Genomic DNA, 19,741 nt, shown 5'->3' with positions numbered 1-19,741 from the left:
GCGCGATCGTGTCGCCGTCGCCGGGCAGCGCCTGACCGAGGGCGCTCAGCTTGAGCGAGACCTCGACGGTGCCGCCCTGGGTGAGTCCCTGGTCGGCGAGGGCCGTGAGCAGCCCGACGTACGCGTCGCGGGTGTGCTGCGCGTGGGCGAGCTCGACGGTGTCCTCGCCCAGGTAGTCGATGGTGGCGAGCCGGCCCGAGGCGGCGATCTCGGCGGCGGCCCCGACGACGTCGGCGCGGTCGGTCCCGGGGACGAAACGCTTGACGACCGAGCGCGAGACGGGCGCCTTCTCGATGACGTCTCGGATCTTCTCCTGCTTGGACAGCTGCAGGAGGGAGTTGCGCAGCAGGTCGCTGGCGTCCACGGCGGGCCTCCGGGGTTCGTTGGCGGTACGGGCAGGCGGCGGTGGCCGTCCTCGCGCGAAATCTACCGCTGCGGGCCGTGATGCCCGGTCCGGGACCGCTGTGGCAGCGTGGCTTCCCCTCTCCGCGGCTCTCCGCGTCCCGGCCGCTTGGGGCAGACTCGGGGCCGTGAGCGAGCACTCCCCCGACGCGCCCGGCAGCGGCCCGTCCTCGGCCCTGGCCTCCGGGCTGACGCTCGACGACCTCGGCGAGGGCCTCGGCACGGCCGCCACCGTGCTGCGTGGCAACGCCGGCTCGGCCGGCCTCGACGCGCGCGTGCCGACCTGCCCCGGATGGTCCGTGCTCGACCTCGTCGCGCACCAGGGGATGGTGCACCGCTGGGCCGCGAGCCACGTGCGCGGTGCGCCGGTGGCCGACCCGGATCGTCTCGAGTCCGAGGGCCGGGCAGCGACCGACCTCCTCGCGTGGTTCGACGAGGGCGCTACCGGCCTGCTCCAGGCCCTGTTCGACGCCCCCGACGACCTCGACGCGTTCACGTTCCTCCACGACGCCCCCGCCCCGCGGGTCTTCTGGACGCGACGGCAGTGCCACGAGACGACGGTCCACGCCGTCGACGCCATGGCGGCCCGCCTGGGGAGGCCGCCGTGTCCGGAGGAGACGTGGCTGCGTCCAAGGGCCGCGTCCGACGGCATCGACGAGCTGCTCACCGGGTTCGTCCCGCGCGGCAAGCAGGGCGTGCAGCCGGAGCGACCGGTGCGCCTGCTCGTGCGGCCCGACGACGCCGCGCTCGCCTGGCTGCTCGACCTCGCGCCGGACCGACCCGCCACGACGACCCGGCTCACCGACGTCGAGGCCCTCGCCGCCGACGCCGACGTGGCGTGGACCGGCGGCGCCGTCGACGTGTTCCTGCGGCTCTGGAGCCGGACCGACGTCGAGCCGGCCGACGCGCTCGAGCGGTGGTGGCGTGACGCGGTGTCCGTGACGTGGTGACGACAGGGGCTTCGGCCGGGTCGGCGGACAGGGCAGCCGCCGGGGCGGCGGACGGGGCAGCCGCCGGGGCGGCGTCGGGGGCAGCAGCCCGCGGCACCGGACTGCAGTCGGGCCCGAGGACGAGGAGGCGGCATGCCTGACGGAGGGCTCGGTCGCGCGGTGCAGTCGGCCGTGTACCGGGCGGGCGTCTTCGGGCGTCGCCCCGCCGTGCCCACCGACGGGACGCGGCGCGAGGAGGCCGCGCGCCGCGTCATGTCCCGTCGTGGGTTCGCCTACGTCGCCGGGTCGGCCGGGTCCGAGGCGACCGCCCGCTCCAACCGTCAGGCGTTCGACCGGTGGCAGGTCGTGCCGCGGATGCTCGTCGACACACGTGCCCGTGACCAGTCCGTGGAGCTGTTCGGCCGGCGGCACGCCTCGCCGTTCCTCGTCTCCCCCATCGGCGTGCTGTCGATGGCCCACCGCGACGCCGATCTCGCGGTCGCGCGAGGCGCCCGCGAACAGCACGTGACGCCCGTGCTCAGCACCCAGGCGTCCGTGCCGATGGAGGACGTCGCGCGCGAGCTGGACGGGTCGGGCCACTGGTACCAGCTGTACTGGAGCAGCGACGACGCCCTCGTCGAGAGCCTCGTGTCCCGCGCCGAGGCCTGCGGCAGCGAGGCCCTCGTCGTCACGCTCGACACCGCGTACCTCGGCTGGCGACCGCGTGACCTTGACCTCGGCCACCTCCCCTTCGCCCGCGGTGAGGGCATCGCCCAGTACACGTCCGACCCGGTGTTCCGGCGCCTCGTCTCCGAACGGCTCGCGGCCGCGGAACACCTTGGGACGCAGGAGCGTCCGCGTCCGACCCCCGCCGCCGTGTCGACGCTGCTGTCCATCAGCCGCAACCACCCGGGCGACACGCGTCGCAACCTCTCCTCACCCGAGCCGCGTGCCGCGGCCGACACCTTCCTCGACGTGTTCAGCCGGCCGTCCCTGACGTGGGAGGACCTCCCCCGGCTCCGGTCGCTGACGACGCTCCCCGTGGTGCTCAAGGGCATCCTGCACCCCGACGACGCCCGGCGAGCGGTCGACGCCGGTGTGGACGGCCTCTGGGTGTCGAACCACGGTGGCCGGCAGGTCGACCGGTCGGTGGCAGCGCTCGACGCGCTGCCCGGCGTCGTCGAGGCGGTGCGGCACTCTGGTTCACGGATGCCGATCGTGTCCGACAGTGGGATCCGCTGCGGCGCAGACGCTTTCGTCGCGCTTGCGCTGGGAGCCAACGCGGTCGGCGTCGGGCGTCCGCACGTCTACGGCCTGGCCTTGGCCGGGGCTGCCGGGGTCGCCGAGGTGCTGCGCAACCTGCGCGCCGAGCTCGACCTCCAGCTGGCCCTTTCGGGCCGCACCTCGGTGGTCGGGCTGACGCCCGAGGACCTCGTCCGCGCCACCTGACCCGCGTCGCCCGTCGTCCGCCGACGCGGCGCTCGCGCGAACCCGCTGGTGGACCGACGCGTTCGCTCGCCCACACCGTCACGTCGAACCGGTCCGCATGGTCGGCCCGTGGATCTCGGTCGACGTGCGGGGCCGTCACAGGGAGGATCGGGGCATGCCAGCGCTCGACCACCTGACGAAGGACGCCTTCCCCAAGTCCGCCAAGTACGACGCCATGTGGCTCGTCGACCTCGACATGGGGCCGCACCCGCTCTGGCTGCTCGAGGACCTCGCGGCCGACCTCGAGCTGCGCCCGGGCATGCGCGTCCTCGACCTGGGGTCGGGCCTCGGTGCGACGTCGGTGTTCCTCGCCAAGGAGTACGGCGTGCACGTGGTCGCCGCCGACCTCTGGGTCGACCCGAGCGAGGCCGGTGCCGTCTTCGACAAGGAAGGCGTGGCGGACCGAGTCCTGCCGGTGCGCGTCGACGCCCACCAGCTGCCCTTCGGCCGTGGCACGTTCGACGCCGTCGTCAGCATCGACGCGTGGGAGTACTTCGGTACCGGTGACCACTACCCGCCGTACGTGGCCAGGTTCCTGCGCCCGGGCGGGCAGCTCGGCGTCGCCACGCCGGCCCTGACCACCGAGGTGCGCGAGCTCGGCGAGATCCCGGACCACCTCGACCGTGTCGTCGGGGCCGAGACCGCCGCGTGGCACACCGCGGAGTGGCTGCGCAGCCAGTGGGAGTTCAGCCGCGCCTTCGCCTCGGTGACGGCACGCAGCCAGCCGGAGGGGTGCGCCAACTGGCTGCTCTGGGAGCGGGCCGTCAACGAGCTCAAGGGCCAGGCCACCTCGCCCGTGCAGCAGATGCTCGAGGCCGACGGGGGCGCCTTCGTCACCTTCGCACTCGTCACCGGGAGGGTCGCATGAGCAGCGACGACCGGCTGGCTGGCCGCAGCGGCGGCACCGACGACCGCGCGGGCGGCTGGAGCGCGGGTGGCGCGGGTGGCGTGGGTGCGGGCCGCCCGAGCGCGCGTGGCGTGGGCGCCGGGTCGAGAGTCACCGGCGCCGACCTCGTCCACCTGCGGCGGGCCGTCGAGCTCGCCCGTCTCGCGCTCGAGCGCGGCGACGAGCCGTTCGGCTCGGTCCTCGTGTCGGGTGAGGGCAAGCTGCTCTTCGAGGACCACAACCACGTCGTCGAGCTCGACGAGACCCAGCACCCCGAGCTCGCCATCGCCCGGTGGGCCGGTGCCCGGCTGACGCCGGCGGAGCGGGCCGCCGCGACGGTCTACACCTCGGGCGAGCACTGCGCGATGTGCTCGGCTGCGCACGGTTGGGTGGGGCTGGGTCGGATCGTCTACGCCGCGAGCACCGAGCAGCTCGTGCGGTGGCGCGCGTCGTGGGGCGCCTCGCCCTCGCGGGTCCGGGCCCTGGCGATCACCGACGTCGTGCCGGGCGCCGTCGTCGCGGGCCCGGTGCCCGAGCTGGAGGACGAGGTCCGCGACCTGCACGAGCGGTTCGCGCGCCGGCACCCGCCGAGCTGACGCGTCGATGCCCTGCGCCTACGCCCGCCACAACCGCGCCACGGCGCACTTCCCGGGCAGATGAGCCCCGACTCCCCGCCACAACCGCGCCACGGCGCACTTCCACGGCCGATGCAGCACACCCTCGTCCCCAACAACAGCGCCACGGCGGAGTTGTGAAGGTGCCGCCCGTGAGGGCTGTGGAGAGCGGCTGCGCGCCGACGCGGTCAACGGGCAGGCTCTCGGCATGGCAACCCCTGACCAGCAGACGTCGGTGCTCCTCCGGTCCGACGCGATCGGGGCCGGAGTCACGGATGGCAGACTGAGGCGCAGCCACCAGCCGGTCTTCCGCGGGGTGTATGTCGTGCGCGAGGCGGGGCCGACGCCGAGGGCGCGGATCGAGGCGGCCCTTGCCGTCGTCACCCCGGGCAGCTACGTCTCGAAGGACATCTACTCCACCCCGGCGCGCACACTCGGGCGCGTCACCAAGGCGATGCGCTCCGTGGGGATGCCGGTGCCGCGGCTGCGCGAGGACTGGCGTCGCCACTTCCCGAGCCGGCCCGGCGACGTGACATCAGCCGGAGGACTCGAGACCGAGAACTTCGCCACGGCGCAGCTCTGAGGCCACCGGGACGCCAAGACGGCGGGGAACCGCGCCATGCCGCGGTCGCGTTGGCCGGCCTCGGGTGGCGTCGGTTTGCGGAGGGTGCGCGGGCCCGGTTCGTCGGAGTGTGCGTGGACAGCGGGGTGCGGATGCGGCGCGGGTATGGGACTGGTGTGTTCCGCCCATGGCGAACAGGCTCGGAACCTGAGCCCGACCGACTCAGGATGGGGAACAGGACCCGAGGCCGCCGCGTTGGTCGGGTTGTGCTCGCTGACAGCGGGCACGGATAGCATCGAGATGTCTCTCGATCAGTCAGGAGAAGAACATGTTCGAACGGTTCACCGACAGGGCCCGGAGGGTGGTTGTCCTCGCGCAGGAGGAAGCGCGTCTGCTCAACCACAACTACATCGGGACCGAGCACATCCTCCTGGGTCTGATCCACGAAGGCGAAGGCGTCGCCGCGAAGGCCCTCGAATCGCTCGACATCTCGCTCGAAGCGGTCCGGGCCCAGGTCCAGGAGATCATCGGCCAGGGGCAGCAGGCCCCGACCGGCCACATCCCCTTCACGCCCCGCGCGAAGAAGGTTCTCGAGTACTCGCTCCGCGAGGCACTCCAGCTCGGCCACAGCTACATCGGCACCGAGCACATCCTCCTCGGCCTCATCCGTGAGGGCGAGGGCGTCGCAGCCCAGGTCCTCGTCAAGCTCGGAGCCGAGCTGAACAAGGTGCGCCAGCAGGTCATCCAGCTGCTGTCGGGCTACCAGGGCGGTCAGAGCGGCGAGAAGACCGGTGCCGGCGTCGGCCAGGCCCAGGGCGAGGGCACCCCGGCGGGGTCGCTCGTGCTGGACCAGTTCGGCCGCAACCTCACCCAGGCCGCCCGCGAGGGCAAGCTCGACCCGGTCATCGGGCGCGAGAAGGAGATCGAGCGGGTCATGCAGGTGCTGTCCCGCCGCACGAAGAACAACCCGGTCCTCATCGGTGAGCCCGGCGTCGGCAAGACCGCCGTCGTGGAGGGCCTGGCCCAGGACATCGTCAAGGGCGAGGTCCCGGAGACCCTCAAGGACAAGCAGCTCTACACCCTCGACCTCGGCTCGCTCGTCGCGGGCAGCCGCTACCGCGGTGACTTCGAGGAGCGGCTGAAGAAGGTCCTCAAGGAGATCCGCACCCGCGGCGACATCATCATCTTCATCGACGAGATCCACACCCTCGTCGGTGCCGGTGCGGCCGAGGGTGCCATCGACGCCGCGAGCATCCTCAAGCCGATGCTGGCGCGCGGTGAGCTGCAGACGATCGGCGCGACGACGCTCGACGAGTACCGCAAGCACATCGAGAAGGACTCGGCGCTCGAGCGGCGCTTCCAGCCGATCCAGGTCCAGGAGCCGACGCTGCCGCACGCCATCGAGATCCTCAAGGGCCTGCGCGACCGCTACGAGGCCCACCACCGGGTCACCATCACCGACGGCGCGCTCGTCGCGGCGGCGAACATGGCCGACCGCTACATCAACGACCGGTTCCTGCCCGACAAGGCCATCGACCTCATCGACGAGGCGGGCGCGCGCCTGCGCATCCGCCGGATGACGGCCCCGCCGGACCTGCGCGACTTCGACGAGAAGATCGCCGCGCTCGTCCGCGAGAAGGAGTCGGCCATCGACGGCCAGGACTTCGAGCGTGCGGCGCGCGTCCGCGACGACGAGAAGCGCCTGCGCCAGGAGAAGGCCGCCCGTGAGGCGCAGTGGAAGTCCGGTGACATGGACGTCGTCGCCGAGGTCGACGAGGAGCTCATCGCCGAGGTCCTTGCCGCCAGCACCGGCATCCCGGTGTTCAAGCTGACGGAGGAGGAGTCGAGCCGGCTGCTCCACATGGAGGACGAGCTGCACAAGCGCATCGTCGGCATGGACGACGCCGTCAAGGCGCTGTCGCAGGCGATCCGGCGCACGCGTGCGGGCCTGAAGGACCCGCGTCGTCCGGGTGGCTCGTTCATCTTCGCCGGCCCCACCGGCGTCGGTAAGACCGAGCTGGCCAAGACGCTCGCCGAGTTCCTCTTCGGCAGCGAGGACGCGCTCATCAGCCTCGACATGTCGGAGTTCTCCGAGAAGCACACGGTCTCGCGCCTGTTCGGTTCGCCCCCCGGCTACGTCGGCTACGAGGAGGGCGGCCAGCTCACCGAGAAGGTGCGCCGCAAGCCGTTCTCGGTCGTGCTCTTCGACGAGGTCGAGAAGGCCCACCCGGAGATCTTCAACTCGCTGCTGCAGGTGCTCGAGGACGGCCGCCTGACCGACTCCCAGGGTCGGATGGTCGACTTCAAGAACACCGTCATCATCATGACGACGAACCTCGGCACGCGCGACATCTCCAAGGCCTCCATGGGCTTCAGCGCCGGACCCGACAGCCGCTCGGACTACGAACGGATGAAGGCGAAGGTCACCGACGAGCTCAAGCAGCACTTCCGCCCCGAGTTCCTCAACCGCGTCGACGACACGATCGTGTTCCCGCACCTCAGCAGGGACGAGATCACCCAGATCGTCGACCTCGAGATCGCCAAGCTCGACAAGAGGCTCAAGGACAAGGACATGGGCATCGAGCTCACGCCCGCGGCCAAGAACCTGCTTGCCAAGAAGGGCTACGACCCCGTGCTCGGTGCGCGCCCGCTGCGCCGCACCATCCAGCGCGAGATCGAGGACGCGCTCTCGGAGAAGATCCTCTACGCCGAGTTCACGTCCGGCCAGTACGTCAAGGTCGACACCGAGGGCGAGGGCAAGGAGGAGACGTTCACGTTCTCCGACATGGCCCACCCGGGCAAGACGCACCGCCCCGCGGACGACCTGCCCGAGCTGCCCGAGGGCGCCGCGCTCGACGAGGCGCTCGGCGTCAACGTCACGGCCGGCCCGCCCGTGCCCGACGACACGGTCTACCCCGACCGCGGGGTGTCCGGCGAGCGCTGAGGCACGGTCTGGAGCCGGCGCTTCGTCGGCCTCACGAGGCACCATCGGCCGAAGGGGCCGGGGACACGTTCCCCGGCCCCTTCGCCGTCCTCCCCCATGGCCGTTCCGCTCCACTTCGCCCGCCGCGGCCTCGACCGGGGGTCTGACGCCGGTGCACCGCGGGGTCAGACCGGGGTCGTAGCCGCGCCGCATGCATGGGGACCGGCGGCCGACGACGTGGCAGGTCGTCCGAGGCGAGGGTGGACGCCATGAGCAACCACGACCCGAACGCGTCCGAGGGCCTCGTCGCCCGCGACCTCGTCATGACCTACGGCCACACCCCCGGCCAGACGCCGCCCGCGCTGGGCGGCGTCGACCTCACCGTCCACCGCGGCCAGAGCATCGCCGTCATGGGCCCGTCCGGCTCGGGCAAGACGACGCTGCTGCACGTCCTCGCCGGCATCCTGCGACCCACCGGCGGCCAGGTGCTGTGGCGCGGACGCGACATCGCACGCCTGTCCGACCGGGAACGGACCACACTGCGCCGCAAGGACTTCGGCTTCGTCTTCCAGCAGGGCATGCTCCTGCCCGAGCTGCCCGCGGTGGAGAACGTCGCCCTCCCGCTCATGCTCGACGGCCTGTCGCGGCGGGCCGCCACCCGGCAGGCCCTGCCCCTGTTCGCACCCCTCGGCCTCGCCGGCCTGGAGAAGCGGCGCCCGGGCGAGCTCTCCGGCGGACAGGCCCAGCGGGTCGCCATCGCGCGCGCCATGGTGGCGCGGCCCGGCGTCGTGTTCGCCGACGAGCCCACCGGTGCGCTCGACCAGCACACGAGCGCCGAGGTCATGCGGCACCTGACCGACCTCGCCGCGCACACCGGGGCATCGCTCGTCGTCGTGACCCACGACGAGAACGTCGCTGCGTGGTGCCAGTCCGTCGTGCGGGTGCGGGACGGACGCGTCGTGGAGCGGACGACCGCCCGTTCGACGTCGGGTCACACCTCCGGTGCCGTGCTCGGAGTCGGGCGGTGAGGGCCGCGCTGTCGCTCTGGTGGCGACTGCGTCGAGCCGCCGCCGAGTCGGACCGGGGGCCGAGCGTCCTTGCCGTCGTCTCGTTCGCCGTCGCCACCGCGGCCCTGCTCGTCAGTGTCGCCGGCCTGTCGGCGTTCGAGGCGCGCAACACGACCCCGCCGCACGCCAGCGTCGCCGGCCTCTCCATCGACGCCGCGACGCTCGGCGAGCTGTACGTCACGCTGGCGTGGATCGCCACGACCTGCCTGGTCATCCCGATCCTGACCCTCGGCGGGGTGGCGGCGAGACTGGCCATCGCCCGGCGCGACCAGCGTCTGGCCGTGCTGCGCCTCGCGGGTGGGACGACCGGACAGGTGACCCTGATGACGCTGGCCGAGGCCGCCGCGCAGGCGCTCGTCGGTGCCCTGGCCGGCGTCGTCCTCTACGTGGCCGTGCTACCGCTCGTGGCCCGGCTCACGTTCCAGGGGCGCACCTTCGAGCTCGGCGAGCTCTTGCTACCGCTGTGGAAGACCGGCCTGGTCGTCGCGGCAGTCGTCGTCGTGGCCCTGCTGTCCGGGGCCTCGAGCCTGTCCCGGGTGGTCGTGAGCCCGCTCGGCGTCGCCGCCCGCACGAGTCCGAGGCGACTCAGCCTGCTCCGGCTCCTCGTGGCGGCGGCCGCCGGTGCCGCCTGGCTGCTCGTCATCACCCCCATGAAGGAGCCGGACCGCGTCGTCATCGTCCTCGTGCTCGGCGCGATGATCCTGGCCGTCAACGCCGTCGGGCCGTGGGTCGTCATGGTCGCCGGCCGCGTCGCGGCACGGGTCGCGCCCACGGCGACGACGCTGCTCGCAGCCCGGCGCATCGTCGATGACCCGAAGAGCACGTGGCGAGCCGTGGGTGCCCTCGGGCTCGCCGTCATCGTCACGGGGTTCACGAGCCTCACCTCGGTCGACGACTCCGCCAGGGGGCTCGAGCGCTACCTCGCGGCAGATCTCAGCACGGGATCGTTCGTGACCCTGGCGATCATCACCGTCGTCGGAGCGACGTCGACGGGCGTGGTGCAGGCCGCGCGCGTCCTGGACCAACGCGACCAGTACCGCGCGCTCGCCCTGGCCGGGACCGGCCAGAGGTCCCTGCACCGGGCGCGTGCCCTCGAGGTCGCGCTCCCGCTCGCGGTGACCATCGGCGTGTCGGCGGGGTTCGTCCTCGTGCTCATGCTGCCCTTCGGCAGCCAGCTCGACTCTGCCCTTGTCGTCCGCTTCGTCCTGACGTCGGTGCTCGCGGGAGCGGTCGTGCTGGCATCGGTCCTCGCCTCGCGGTCCCTGGTACGGACGGCCTCCCGCGTCGCGTGAACCGGTCGTCTACGGTGGGGCGGTGACTTTCGTGCACCGCCCCACCGCGCGCCGTCGCACCGGGCTGCGGGGCACCGTCGTGGCTGCCGTCGTCGGCGCCGTCACGCCGGCCCTGCTCGCCGCGTGCACCGCCGCACCGGCCCCGTCCAACGGCTCCTCGGCAGCCGGCACGGCCAGAGGGCCGGGCTCGTCGGGTCCGGCGAGCCCGTCGTCCGCAGCATCGGGCGGCGTGACCGGTGCACCCGCGCCGCTGGCCGCGCTCGTGAAGGGCCTATACGCCGGTGGCGACCTCGGACCGGCCGTCAGCCCCACGGCGAAGTCCGCTCTGGCACAACGCAGGCCGGCGCCGGTGCCGCCGGGCGCCAAGGCGTCGGTGGGCTCCTGGATGGGCACGCCGGTAGCCGTCGTCACCGCGGGTGCGGACGTCACGCTCGCCGTCGGACCCACGTGGAGGGTCGTCGGCGGCTGGTGGCCGGGTCTCGGCATCGACCGGCCGAGCCTCGGGCCCAAGGGCCCTCGCTGGGTGCTCGCCATCGGGTCCGACGCGCGCAAGGGCCAGCCCCTGGAGCGCACGCGTGCCGACGTGCTCCAGGTCATCGGCGAGGACGGCTCCGGCGGCGGGGGCGTCATGGGTATGGCGCGCGACCTCTGGGTGCCGCTGTCGACCGGCGGCAAGGGGAAGATCAACTCCGCCATGGTGTTCGGCGGTCCGTCGGCGCAGGTGGCCACGGTGCGACGGGTCACCGGGCTGCCGGTCCGGGGCTACGTCGTCATCGGGTTCGCCGGGTTCAAGAAGGTCGTCGACGAGCAGGGTGGCATCCCGATCGTCGTGCCGAAGACCGTCGTCGCCTCGCACGCCAGGAACCTCGTCATCAAGGCCGGTGCCCAGACCTTGAGCGGCGCCGAGGCCCTCGCCTACGCCCGGGAGCGAAAGACGCTCCCGGACGGGGACTTCGGCCGCTCGCGGCACCAGGGCGAGGTCATCCTCGCGGCAGCGGTCAAGGCCAAGCTCGCCGGTCCCATCGCCATCCCACAGGCCCTGACGAGCTTCAGCAGGGTGGGCAGGAGCAACCTCGACGCCGAGGAGATCCTGACGTTCACGGCCGGCCTGCACACGCTCAACCCGCTGAAGGTGGGCCGCGGCGTCGCCAAGGGCGCGTTCGGCTGGGCGGGTGGCCAGTCCATCGTGGTGCTCGGCGCCGAGGCGCGACGCCTCTTCGCGCAGTTCCGCGACGGGAACCTCTCGTGAGCGCCGACGCCGGCGTGGGCGTCGGCGCGGACGTCGGTGCGGGCCTGCCGGTGATCCGCCGCGCCCGGACCGCGGACGTCCGCGGCATCCGGGCGCTCGTCGCGCCCCTCGCCGAACGGCGCGTCCTCGTCAGCAAGGAGGCGGTGACCTACTACGAGTCGGTGCAGGAGTTCCGTGTCGCCGAGGTCGACGGGCGCGTCGTGGGGTGTGGGGCCCTGCACGTCATGTGGGAGGACCTCGCCGAGGTGCGTACGCTCGCCGTCGCCGACGACCAGCTCGGCACGGGCCTCGGCGGACGCATCCTCCGCGAGCTGGTCGAGGACGCCCGCGAGCTCGGGGTCCGGCGCCTGTTCTGCCTGACGTTCGAGACGCGGTTCTTCGAGCGGCACGGGTTCGTGCCGATCGAGGGCCAGGCGGTGTCGCACGCCGTCTACGCGGAGCTGCTGCGCTCCTACGACGAGGGCGTCGCGGAGTTCCTCGATCTCGAACGCGTCAAGCCGAACACCCTGGGCAACACCCGGATGCTGCTGACCCTCTGAGGCCGTGGCGAGCCGCGGTCAGCGGTCGGCGCCCGCGACCCCCCGCTCACGGCGGCCCGACGCCGCATAGATCCGGCGCACGACGTCCTCGATGTCGGGATCCTCGATGGTCAGGTCCCGAACGTCGTGGCGCGCCGACACGTGGGCGAGCACGGCCGCCGCCGTCGTCCTGGCCGGGTCGAACGACAGGCGCTGCCGCAGGCCCTCGGACTCGCTCGCCACGAGCGTCGCTCCGGGGACGGTCTGCAGGTCGGGCGTCGGCTGGGCCAGGTCCAGCACGAGCAGCCGCTGGGCGCCGACCGTCGCGGCGAGGCCCGGCAGCGTGCCGTCGAAGGCCAGGCGGCCGTGGTCGACGACGAGCACACGGTCGCAGAGGCGCTCGATGTCACCCATGTCGTGGGTCGTGAGCAGCAGCGTCGTGCCGTGCTCCAGCCGCTCGCCGACGAGGAACTCGCGCAGCCGCTGCTTGGACAGCACGTCGAGCCCGATCGTCGGCTCGTCGAGCACGAGCAGGTCGGGCGAGTGCAGGAGGGCGGCGGCGATCTCCGCCCGCATCCGCTGCCCCAGCGAGAGCGATCGCACCGGCGTGCCGAGCTCCGCTCCCATCTCCAGCTGCTCGACGAGCACGTCGGTCCGGGCGCGGGCGCGGGAGTCCTCGAGCCGGTGGATGGCGGCGAGGATCGTGAAGGACTCGCGCAGCGGCAGGTCCCACCACAGCTGGGAGCGCTGGCCGAAGACGACGCCGACGCGTCGCGCGACCTCCACCCGCTGACGCATCGGGTCGAAGCCGCACGTGCGGACGTGACCCGAGGTGGGCTTGAGGATGCCGGTCAGCATCTTGATCGTCGTCGACTTGCCCGCGCCGTTGGCGCCGATGTAGCCCACCGACTCGCCGGGCTCGACCGTGAACGACAGGTGGTCGACCGCGCGGGTGCGTCTGAAGTCGCGCACGAGGTCACGGGTCTCGATGATGCTCATCCGCCTGCTCCTTGGTAGTGACGAGTGCCGAGCCGCCAGCAGAGGGCCGCGACGGCCCACGCGAAGAGTGCCGCCAGCGGCGTGCACCAGGCGAGCCACGTCGGGGCGAGGTGGTCGCCCCCCAGGTCGAGGATGGCGACCGCCGGCACGTAGGCGACGAACGCCGTCGGGACGACGAACAGCCAGAAGATCCGCAGCAGGTCCGGGAACACCTGCTGGCTCTGCTGCGCCGCGTAGGAGCCGCCGTAGGTGAACGCGTTGGTGAACTCGGACCCGTCGACGAGGAAGAACTGCAGACCGCCGGCCGTCGTGAAGAGGGCCGCGAAGATCGCCGTGCCGCTGACGACGGTGAGGACGAGGAGCGCGACGGTCGCCCAGGACCACGAGATCGAGGCAGTGCTCAGGGCGACGGCGAGGGCCACGACCGCCACCGACATCCGCCCGACCCGGCGCAGGGACAGGTCGCTCGTCACCAGCTGGGCGAGCAGCGGCAGGGGGCGCACGTAGAAGGCGTCGACCTGTCCGGCCCGGATGTAGGTCGGCAGCTGGTCCAGGTGGCCCACGAGCATGTCCGCGACCGCGAACGCGAGGTTGGACAACGCGAAGACGAGCAGCGCGGCGGTGAAGTCGAGACCGCCGAGCACGTCGACGTTGTGGAAGATGACCCACACCTCGGCGAACTCGGCCAGCCCGGCTCCCAGCGTCCCGAGCACGTCGGTGGCGAACGAGGTCCGGTACTGCATCTGTGCGCGGGCCCGCGAGGCGAGCAGGACGCGGTAGGGGCGCAGCCGGTTCCCGACCGCGCTCGCGGCCGGGTGCGACGCCGCGCGACCCCTCGAGGGCCGGCCCGTCTTCGGGGCGCTCGTCAGCTCAGCCACCCTGCACCTCCAGCCGACGGCGACCGGCCCGCATGACGACCTGGCCCAGCGCGACGAGCGCGACCGCCCAGAACACCTGGCCGGCCAGGGTGGGCAGGACCTGCGACCCCGTCACGCGACCGGCGAGGATGTCGATGGGGTTCTGCAGCATGGACGGGAACGGCGACCACTGGGCGATGGTCCGCAGCCAGCCGGGAAACCACGGCACCGGCACGTAGAGACCGCACAGGAGGCCGCCGGTGATCATGTAGAGCAGACGCACTCCGCGCACCTCGACGAGCCAGAAGGCGAGGAGGTTGACGACGAAGCTTCCCGCGAAGGCCACGACGACGGCGAGGACGACCGACCCGAGCCCGGCCAGCCAGGTCACCGCGCCGTCCGGCCAGGCCAGGTCGAACAGCAGGGCGCCGATGAGCAGCGCCGGGGCACCACGGGCCAGCAGGTTGATGCCGGCCCTGCCGAGATCGGCTGCGAGGTAGGCGAGCTGGGGGTCGATGGGGCGCAGGAAGTCGACCGCGATGTCGCCCGTGCGCACCCGTTGGCCGACCTCCTGGAAGCCCCAGAGGTTGACCGTGCCGAGCAGTGCCTGCCCCCACCACACGAACGCGACTGCCGTCGGCGCGTCGTACCCACCGATCGCCGAGCCGGCCGAGGCGATGGCCGCGAGCACGATCGAGGCTCGGATGAGCCCGAAGACCGAGTTGGTCGTCATGCCTGCCAGCAGCGCGAGACGGTACGTCGAATGACGCCGGAAACCGGCGCGGACGAGCAGCCAGAACGTCCTCATGACGCGTCGAGACCCCCTTCGAACCAGCTCACCCGGCCCGTGGCGCAAGGGGCGACGCTACAAGTCCCGGGCCGCGCGGGCAACCTGCGGCGTGCGACCGGACTCCGCTCCTCTAGCGTGGGCCCGTGCCACGCTCCCCCCGCGACCTGACGCCGGCTGCCGTCGAGTTCCTCACCGTGCGGCACCTCGCGACCCTCACCACCACGCGTCGCGACGGCTCGCCACACGTGACGCCGGTCGGGTTCACCTGGGACACCGAGGCTCTCGTGGCGCGGGTCATCACGAGCCGCACGAGCCAGAAGGCCGTCAACGCGGCCCGCGGCGGGCGCGTCGCGCTCTGCCAGGTGGAGGGGCGCCACTGGCTGACGCTCGAGGGCACGGCGCGCGTCGTCGACGAGCCGCCCGCGGTCGCCGACGCCGTGCGTCGGTACGCGGCCCGCTACCGGCAGCCGCGTCCGAACCCGCAGCGGGTGGTCGTGGAGATCCACGTGGACCGCGTCCTCGGCAACGTCTGACCCGCCGCGCCTCGGTGGCGACGACGGTCAGCCACCGGCAGGGCGTGCCTGCAGCGCCGAGGCGCGGGCTCGGCCCGTCGGGTCCCGGTCAGGCGGGGAGGCGGTAGCGGTGCTCGGCGAGCGGCTCGACGAGTCCGTCGGCGACGAGGGAGTCGAGACACCGCATGACCTGGGCGAGGTCCGGGCCGCTGCCGGTGAGGTCGTCGAGCGCGACGGCGACGTGCCGTTCGCGCAGCCGCCGCAGCAGCTCGCCGCGGACCTGTCGGTCGGTGCCGTGCCAGGCCTGTCCGCGCCGCGGCGGCCCGTCGTGGGCCGGCCGACCGGCGAGGTTCCAGGCGCAGAGGTCGGCGACCGGACACTCCCCGCAGCGAGGTCCGCGCGCTACGCAGACGAGCGCACCGAGCTCCATGACGGCGACGTTCCACGTCGTCGCGGTGGTGCGGTCGGCCGGCAGGGAGTCGGCGGCCAGGCGTGTCTCGGCCCGGTTGAGCGTGAGGTTGGGCAAGGCCTTGCCCTCCACGGCCCGGGCCAGGACGCGGCGCACGTTGGTGTCGACGACGACCTCCGGCAGGCCGAAGGCGAAGCACGCGACGGCGGCGGCCGTGTAGGCGCCGACTCCGGGCAGCGCCAACAGCTCCTCGGGCGTGCCCGGCACCTGCCCGGCGTGCCGGTCGACCATGGCCGTGGCGGCCTCGTGCAGCCGCAGCGCGCGCCGGGGGTACCCGAGCCGGCCCCACGCGCGCACGGCGTCACCGGGCGCCGCGGCGGCGAGCGCGGCGGGCGTCGGCCAGCGCTCCATCCACTCCCGCCAGATCGGCTCGACCCGGCCGAGCGGCGTCTGCTGCGACATCACCTCGGACAGGAACACGCCCCACGGGGTGCAGTCCGGCGCCCGCCAGGGCAGCTCCTTGCGGCCGGCCTCGGCGTACCAGGCGTTGACGCGCTCGTGGAGCAGCGGCGTGGCGACGGGTGAGGCGGGCACCGACGCATCGTAGGCGCCCGCGCCGACGTCACTGGTCAGCACCGCGGCGAGAGCAAGGGGACGACTCCGGTGCGCCGGGCGGGCAGCGTGTCAGACGTAGCGCTCGAGGATGCTGGACTCGGCCAGGCGCGACAGCCCCTCCCGGACCGCGCGGGCGCGGCCCTCACCGACGCCGTCGACGAGCATGAGGTCCTCGATGCCCGCCGCGAGCAGCCGTTGCAGCGACTCGAAGTGGACGACGAGGCGCTCGACGATGGCGCTCGGCAGACGCGGGACCTTGGTCAGCAGCCGGTAGCCGAGCGGGCTGACCGGTGCGTCGAGGCTGTCGCCGACGACGGTGAACCCGACGGCCCGGGCACCGGCCGACAGGTCGAGCAGCTCGACGGAGTTGAGCGACTCGAGGTTGGCCAGCGCCTCCTCGAGCGTGAGGTCGGACTTCGTCGCCGGCAGGTAGTCGCGGATGACGAGCTCACGGTCGTTGCCGAGGCCGCCGACGAGCTCCTCGAGCTGAAGGCTGAGCAGGCGGCCGTCGGTGCCGAGCTCGACGACGTAGTCCTGGATCTCGGCCGAGATGCGCCGGACCATCTCGAGGCGCTGGAGCACCGCGGTGACGTCGCGGACGGTGACGAGGTCCTCGATCTCGAGGGCCGACAGCGTGCCGGTGACCTCGTCGAGGCGCGCCTTGTAGCGCTCGAGGGTCTGCAGCGCCTGGTCGGCGCGCGACAGCGTGGTCGGCGAGCCCTCGATGACGTGGCGGCGGTTGCCGACGTACAGCGCGACGACGCCCATCGACTGGCTCACCGAGATGACGGGGAACCCGGTCTGCTTGGCGACCCGCTCGGCGGTGCGGTGCCGGGTGCCCGACTCGGTGGTCTCGATGCTGGAGTCGGGGACCAGCTGGGTCGCCGCCCGCAGGATGCGCGCCCCCTCGCGGTCGAGCACGACGGCGCCGTCCATCTTGCACAGCTCGCGCAGACGGGTGGCGGAGAACTCGACCTCGAGGGCGAACCCACCCGTGCAGATGGACTCGACGACACGGTCGAAGCCGAGCACGATGAGGGCGCCGGTGCGTCCACGCAGGATCCGTTCGAGGCTGTCCCGCAGCTCGGTCCCGGGGGCCACCGCGGCGAGGGCCGCGCGCAGCAGCAGCTCGTCGTTCCGGTCCATCACGTCCCTGTCAGCGTGGGGCGAGCCCATCGCGTCGACCCCGGTCGGTCGCAGTCTAGACGGTGCCGAGAGCATGCGCCCCCGCTGTCCGGTCACCGGCAAGGCGTCCGATGGCCTCGATGGCGCGAGGCACGTCGGAGACCTCGACGGCCCGGAGGCCTTGCGGCACGGTCGTATCGGCGAGGCTGCCCGCGGGCACGAGCGCGTGCCGGAAACCGAGACGGGCAGCCTCGGACAGGCGGCGGTCGAGACCGGTGACGCGCCGGACCTCGCCGGCGAGGCCGACCTCGCCGAGGGCGATGACGTCGGGGGCGAGCGGCTGGTCGACGACCGACGACGCGACGGCGCACACGATGGCGAGGTCGGCGGCGGGCTCGGTGATGCGGACGCCGCCGACGGTGGCGGCGAAAATGTCGCGGGAGCCGACCGGCGCGCCGGCGCGCTTGTCCAGGACGGCGATGACCATCGCGAGGCGCGACGCGTCGAGCCCGCTCGACGTGCGACGTGGCGACGGCAGCGGCGACGGCGCGACGAGCGCCTGAACCTCGGCCACGAGGGGTCGCCGACCCTCGAGGGTCACAGTGACGCACGTGCCGGCCACGGCGTGGTCGCGGCTCGACAGGAACAGGCCGCTCGGGTCGGGCAGCCCGACGATGCCGACGTCGGACAGGTCGAAGCAGCCGACCTCGTCGGTGGGGCCGTACCGGTTCTTGACCGCGCGCACGAGCCGCAGCCGCGAGTGGCGGTCGCCCTCGAACTGGACGACGACGTCGACGAGGTGCTCGAGCACGCGCGGCCCGGCGATGGAGCCGTCCTTGGTGACGTGGCCGACCAGCAGCACCGCCATGCCCCGGGACTTGGCGGCCTGGATGAGGCTCGCGGCGACCTCGCGGACCTGGGAGACGTTGCCCGGCTGGCCCTCGACGTCGGCGCTGGCGACGGTCTGGACCGAGTCGACGACGAGCAGCTGCGGCGCGCGCGCCTCGACGTGCCCGAGGACGGTGCCGAGATCGGTCTCGGCCGCGAGGTACAGGCTGTCGGCGAGCGCCTCGATCCGCCCGGCCCGAGCCCGCACCTGCGGGGCCGACTCCTCCCCGCTGATGTAGAGGACCTCGGCGCCGGAGCGGGCCGCGCGCGCCGCGACGTCGAGCAGCAGCGTCGACTTGCCGACGCCGGGCTCGCCGGCGACGAGGACGACCGCCCCGGGCACGAGGCCGCCGCCGAGGACCCGGTCGAACTCGGCCACCCCGGTGGGGCGCGCGGCTGCCTGGGTGACGTCGACGTCGCCGATCCGCGGCGCCGGGTCGACGACGGACGCCGCCGCGGTGCGCGCCGTCGTGGCGCCGACCTCGGCCACGGCCCCCCAGGCCTGGCACTCGCCGCACCGCCCCACCCACTTGACGGTGGTCCAGCCGCACTCCGCGCAGCGGTACCCGGGCGCGCGTCGGCCCGTCGTCGACGATCTCGTCACGGTCCTGGATGCCATGGCGACGACCGTAGGGCCCGGGACCGACACCGGCCGGAAGGCCGGCCGGAAGACCGGCCGGTGGCGAGGCCGAGGCCCTCTCACGTGCGTGCGAGACTGGAGGCATGGAGTCGGTCATGCCGTACGTGCTCGCCGTCGTGCCGACGATCGGTGTGGCCACGCTGTTCTATTTCCTCATCAAGACCATTCTCGAGGGCGACCGGCGTGAGCGCCTCGCCCAGGCGAAATGGGAGGCCGAGCACGACCGCCGTGAACGGGCCCAGCGCCTCGACCGGACCGGCGAGGGGCTCTCGGACATTTCCTCCGACGCCTCGCACGACGTGAATGGACCTCGTGCCGGGGAGGGTTCGGGCACCGACCGCGTCGACCACTGACACGGCCATTCAGAGAATGCGGTCTTCCGGGAACAGCCCCGATCGGCATTCGCCCGAGGCGGCCACACACAACGACGAGGCGACCTGAAAGGTCACGTTTCGGCAATTCACCGCCATTCAGGGCCTCATTTCCCCCGCGGAAAATGCATTTCGGGACCGGGAGCGGTAAATTGATCCTGCCCGCCACGGCGGGCATGCATTTCCCCTCCAGAACAACCCATCATCTGAAGACGGAGAAACATGGCTCAGCGTGTCGAAGTGAGACTCATCGACGACATCGACCAGGGTGACGCCGACGAGACCGTGACGTTCGCCCTCGACGGCGTGACGTACGAGATCGACCTGTCCGACCAGAACGCGAAGAAGCTGCGCGAGGACTTCGCCTCGTGGGTCGGCCACGCGCGACGCAGCGGCGGCGCCTCGCGCGCGGCGACCAAGCGACGCGGGGGCGGGTCCCCCAAGCGCGACCTCGGCGCGGTGCGCGAGTGGGCCCGGGCCAACGGTCACCAGGTCTCCGACCGCGGCCGCATCTCGGCCGAGGTCCAGGAGGCCTACGACAAGGCGCACTGACGCCACCGGTCGCCTCACGGCTCCAGCAGGGCCCGGCACCCGACGGTGCCGGG

Annotated in this window: 19 protein-coding genes and 1 pseudogene; 13 read left to right on the top strand and 7 right to left on the bottom strand. The window is 72.8% G+C overall.

What is annotated here, in order from left to right:
• A pseudogene (locus ACR9ZK_RS03695) lies at positions 1-364 on the bottom strand (proline dehydrogenase family protein); the annotation flags it as partial.
• Positions 365-530: 166 nt separating this feature from the next.
• Between ACR9ZK_RS03695 and ACR9ZK_RS03690 the strand changes: the two are divergent.
• From ACR9ZK_RS03690 to ACR9ZK_RS03645, 10 genes are all read left to right on the top strand, one after another.
• The gene (locus tag ACR9ZK_RS03690) at positions 531-1,352 is read left to right on the top strand and encodes a maleylpyruvate isomerase family mycothiol-dependent enzyme (protein ID WP_481340404.1); all 822 of its coding nucleotides are present in this window, start codon (positions 531-533) and stop codon (positions 1,350-1,352) included.
• 132 nt (positions 1,353-1,484) lie between these two features.
• Complete coding sequence (locus ACR9ZK_RS03685) at positions 1,485-2,780, top strand: alpha-hydroxy-acid oxidizing protein (RefSeq protein ID WP_481340402.1); 1,296 nt, start codon at positions 1,485-1,487, stop codon at positions 2,778-2,780.
• 154 nt (positions 2,781-2,934) lie between these two features.
• The gene (locus ACR9ZK_RS03680; protein WP_481340400.1) at positions 2,935-3,687 is read left to right on the top strand and encodes an SAM-dependent methyltransferase; all 753 of its coding nucleotides are present in this window, start codon (positions 2,935-2,937) and stop codon (positions 3,685-3,687) included.
• Positions 3,688-3,797: 110 nt separating this feature from the next.
• On the top strand, positions 3,798-4,301 hold the full coding sequence (locus tag ACR9ZK_RS03675) for a nucleoside deaminase (RefSeq protein WP_481340412.1): 504 nt from the start codon (positions 3,798-3,800) through the stop codon (positions 4,299-4,301).
• Between the two features lie 226 nt (positions 4,302-4,527).
• Entirely contained in the window at positions 4,528-4,902 is a 375-nt protein-coding gene (locus ACR9ZK_RS03670) for a hypothetical protein (RefSeq protein WP_481340398.1), read from the top strand.
• A gap of 307 nt (positions 4,903-5,209) precedes the next feature.
• Positions 5,210-7,825, top strand: coding sequence for an ATP-dependent Clp protease ATP-binding subunit (locus ACR9ZK_RS03665; RefSeq protein ID WP_481340396.1), 2,616 nt, complete (start codon positions 5,210-5,212; stop codon positions 7,823-7,825).
• 248 nt (positions 7,826-8,073) lie between these two features.
• Complete coding sequence (locus tag ACR9ZK_RS03660; protein WP_481340394.1) at positions 8,074-8,832, top strand: ABC transporter ATP-binding protein; 759 nt, start codon at positions 8,074-8,076, stop codon at positions 8,830-8,832.
• Positions 8,829-10,163: an FtsX-like permease family protein gene (locus tag ACR9ZK_RS03655; RefSeq protein ID WP_481340392.1), complete on the top strand. Its 1,335-nt coding sequence runs from the start codon at positions 8,829-8,831 to the stop codon at positions 10,161-10,163. The genes ACR9ZK_RS03660 and ACR9ZK_RS03655 overlap by 4 nt, the downstream gene beginning before the upstream one ends.
• 22 nt (positions 10,164-10,185) lie before the next feature.
• Positions 10,186-11,412 (top strand): LCP family protein, encoded by a 1,227-nt coding sequence (locus ACR9ZK_RS03650; RefSeq protein ID WP_481340390.1) that lies wholly within the window; start codon positions 10,186-10,188, stop codon positions 11,410-11,412.
• Positions 11,409-11,951 (top strand): amino-acid N-acetyltransferase, encoded by a 543-nt coding sequence (locus ACR9ZK_RS03645; protein ID WP_481340388.1) that lies wholly within the window; start codon positions 11,409-11,411, stop codon positions 11,949-11,951. Before ACR9ZK_RS03650 ends, ACR9ZK_RS03645 begins: the two co-directional genes overlap by 4 nt.
• An 18-nt stretch (positions 11,952-11,969) precedes the next feature.
• On the opposite strand, the gene ACR9ZK_RS03640 is transcribed toward ACR9ZK_RS03645, so the two are convergent.
• From ACR9ZK_RS03640 to ACR9ZK_RS03630, 3 genes are read right to left on the bottom strand one after another with little or no spacing between them, the layout of a single operon-like run.
• Positions 11,970-12,929 (bottom strand): ABC transporter ATP-binding protein, encoded by a 960-nt coding sequence (locus ACR9ZK_RS03640; protein ID WP_481340386.1) that lies wholly within the window; start codon positions 12,927-12,929, stop codon positions 11,970-11,972.
• Positions 12,926-13,807, bottom strand: coding sequence for an ABC transporter permease (locus ACR9ZK_RS03635; RefSeq protein WP_481340384.1), 882 nt, complete (start codon positions 13,805-13,807; stop codon positions 12,926-12,928). Before ACR9ZK_RS03635 ends, ACR9ZK_RS03640 begins: the two co-directional genes overlap by 4 nt.
• Complete coding sequence (locus ACR9ZK_RS03630; protein WP_481340382.1) at positions 13,800-14,594, bottom strand: ABC transporter permease; 795 nt, start codon at positions 14,592-14,594, stop codon at positions 13,800-13,802. The genes ACR9ZK_RS03635 and ACR9ZK_RS03630 overlap by 8 nt, the downstream gene beginning before the upstream one ends.
• A 125-nt stretch (positions 14,595-14,719) precedes the next feature.
• On the opposite strand from ACR9ZK_RS03630, the gene ACR9ZK_RS03625 reads away from it, so the two are divergent.
• Positions 14,720-15,109: a pyridoxamine 5'-phosphate oxidase family protein gene (locus ACR9ZK_RS03625; RefSeq protein ID WP_481340380.1), complete on the top strand. Its 390-nt coding sequence runs from the start codon at positions 14,720-14,722 to the stop codon at positions 15,107-15,109.
• 88 nt (positions 15,110-15,197) lie between these two features.
• Here ACR9ZK_RS03625 and ACR9ZK_RS03620 read toward each other — a convergent pair whose 3' ends face one another.
• The 3 genes from ACR9ZK_RS03620 to radA all read right to left on the bottom strand — a co-directional run bounded on the left by ACR9ZK_RS03620 (position 15,198) and on the right by radA (position 18,744).
• Complete coding sequence (locus tag ACR9ZK_RS03620; RefSeq protein ID WP_481340378.1) at positions 15,198-16,091, bottom strand: HhH-GPD family protein; 894 nt, start codon at positions 16,089-16,091, stop codon at positions 15,198-15,200.
• Between the two features lie 90 nt (positions 16,092-16,181).
• Positions 16,182-17,258: a DNA integrity scanning diadenylate cyclase DisA gene (gene disA, locus ACR9ZK_RS03615; protein ID WP_481340376.1), complete on the bottom strand. Its 1,077-nt coding sequence runs from the start codon at positions 17,256-17,258 to the stop codon at positions 16,182-16,184.
• 55 nt (positions 17,259-17,313) lie between these two features.
• On the bottom strand, positions 17,314-18,744 hold the full coding sequence (radA, locus tag ACR9ZK_RS03610; protein WP_481340374.1) for a DNA repair protein RadA: 1,431 nt from the start codon (positions 18,742-18,744) through the stop codon (positions 17,314-17,316).
• 104 nt (positions 18,745-18,848) lie between these two features.
• Here radA and ACR9ZK_RS03605 point away from each other — a divergent pair, with 104 nt between their 5' ends.
• Entirely contained in the window at positions 18,849-19,118 is a 270-nt protein-coding gene (locus ACR9ZK_RS03605) for a hypothetical protein (protein WP_481340372.1), read from the top strand.
• Positions 19,119-19,358: 240 nt separating this feature from the next.
• Positions 19,359-19,688 carry a histone-like nucleoid-structuring protein Lsr2 gene (locus tag ACR9ZK_RS03600; RefSeq protein WP_481340370.1) on the top strand — a complete coding sequence of 110 codons (330 nt, stop codon included), beginning with the start codon at positions 19,359-19,361 and terminating at the stop codon, positions 19,686-19,688.
• Positions 19,689-19,741 lie beyond the last annotated feature (53 nt).

It is taken from the genome of Monashia sp. HAY1-5C, assembly GCF_056755255.1.
Note: the sequence above shows the minus strand (reverse complement) of the source record. Positions and strands in the feature narration are given on the sequence as shown.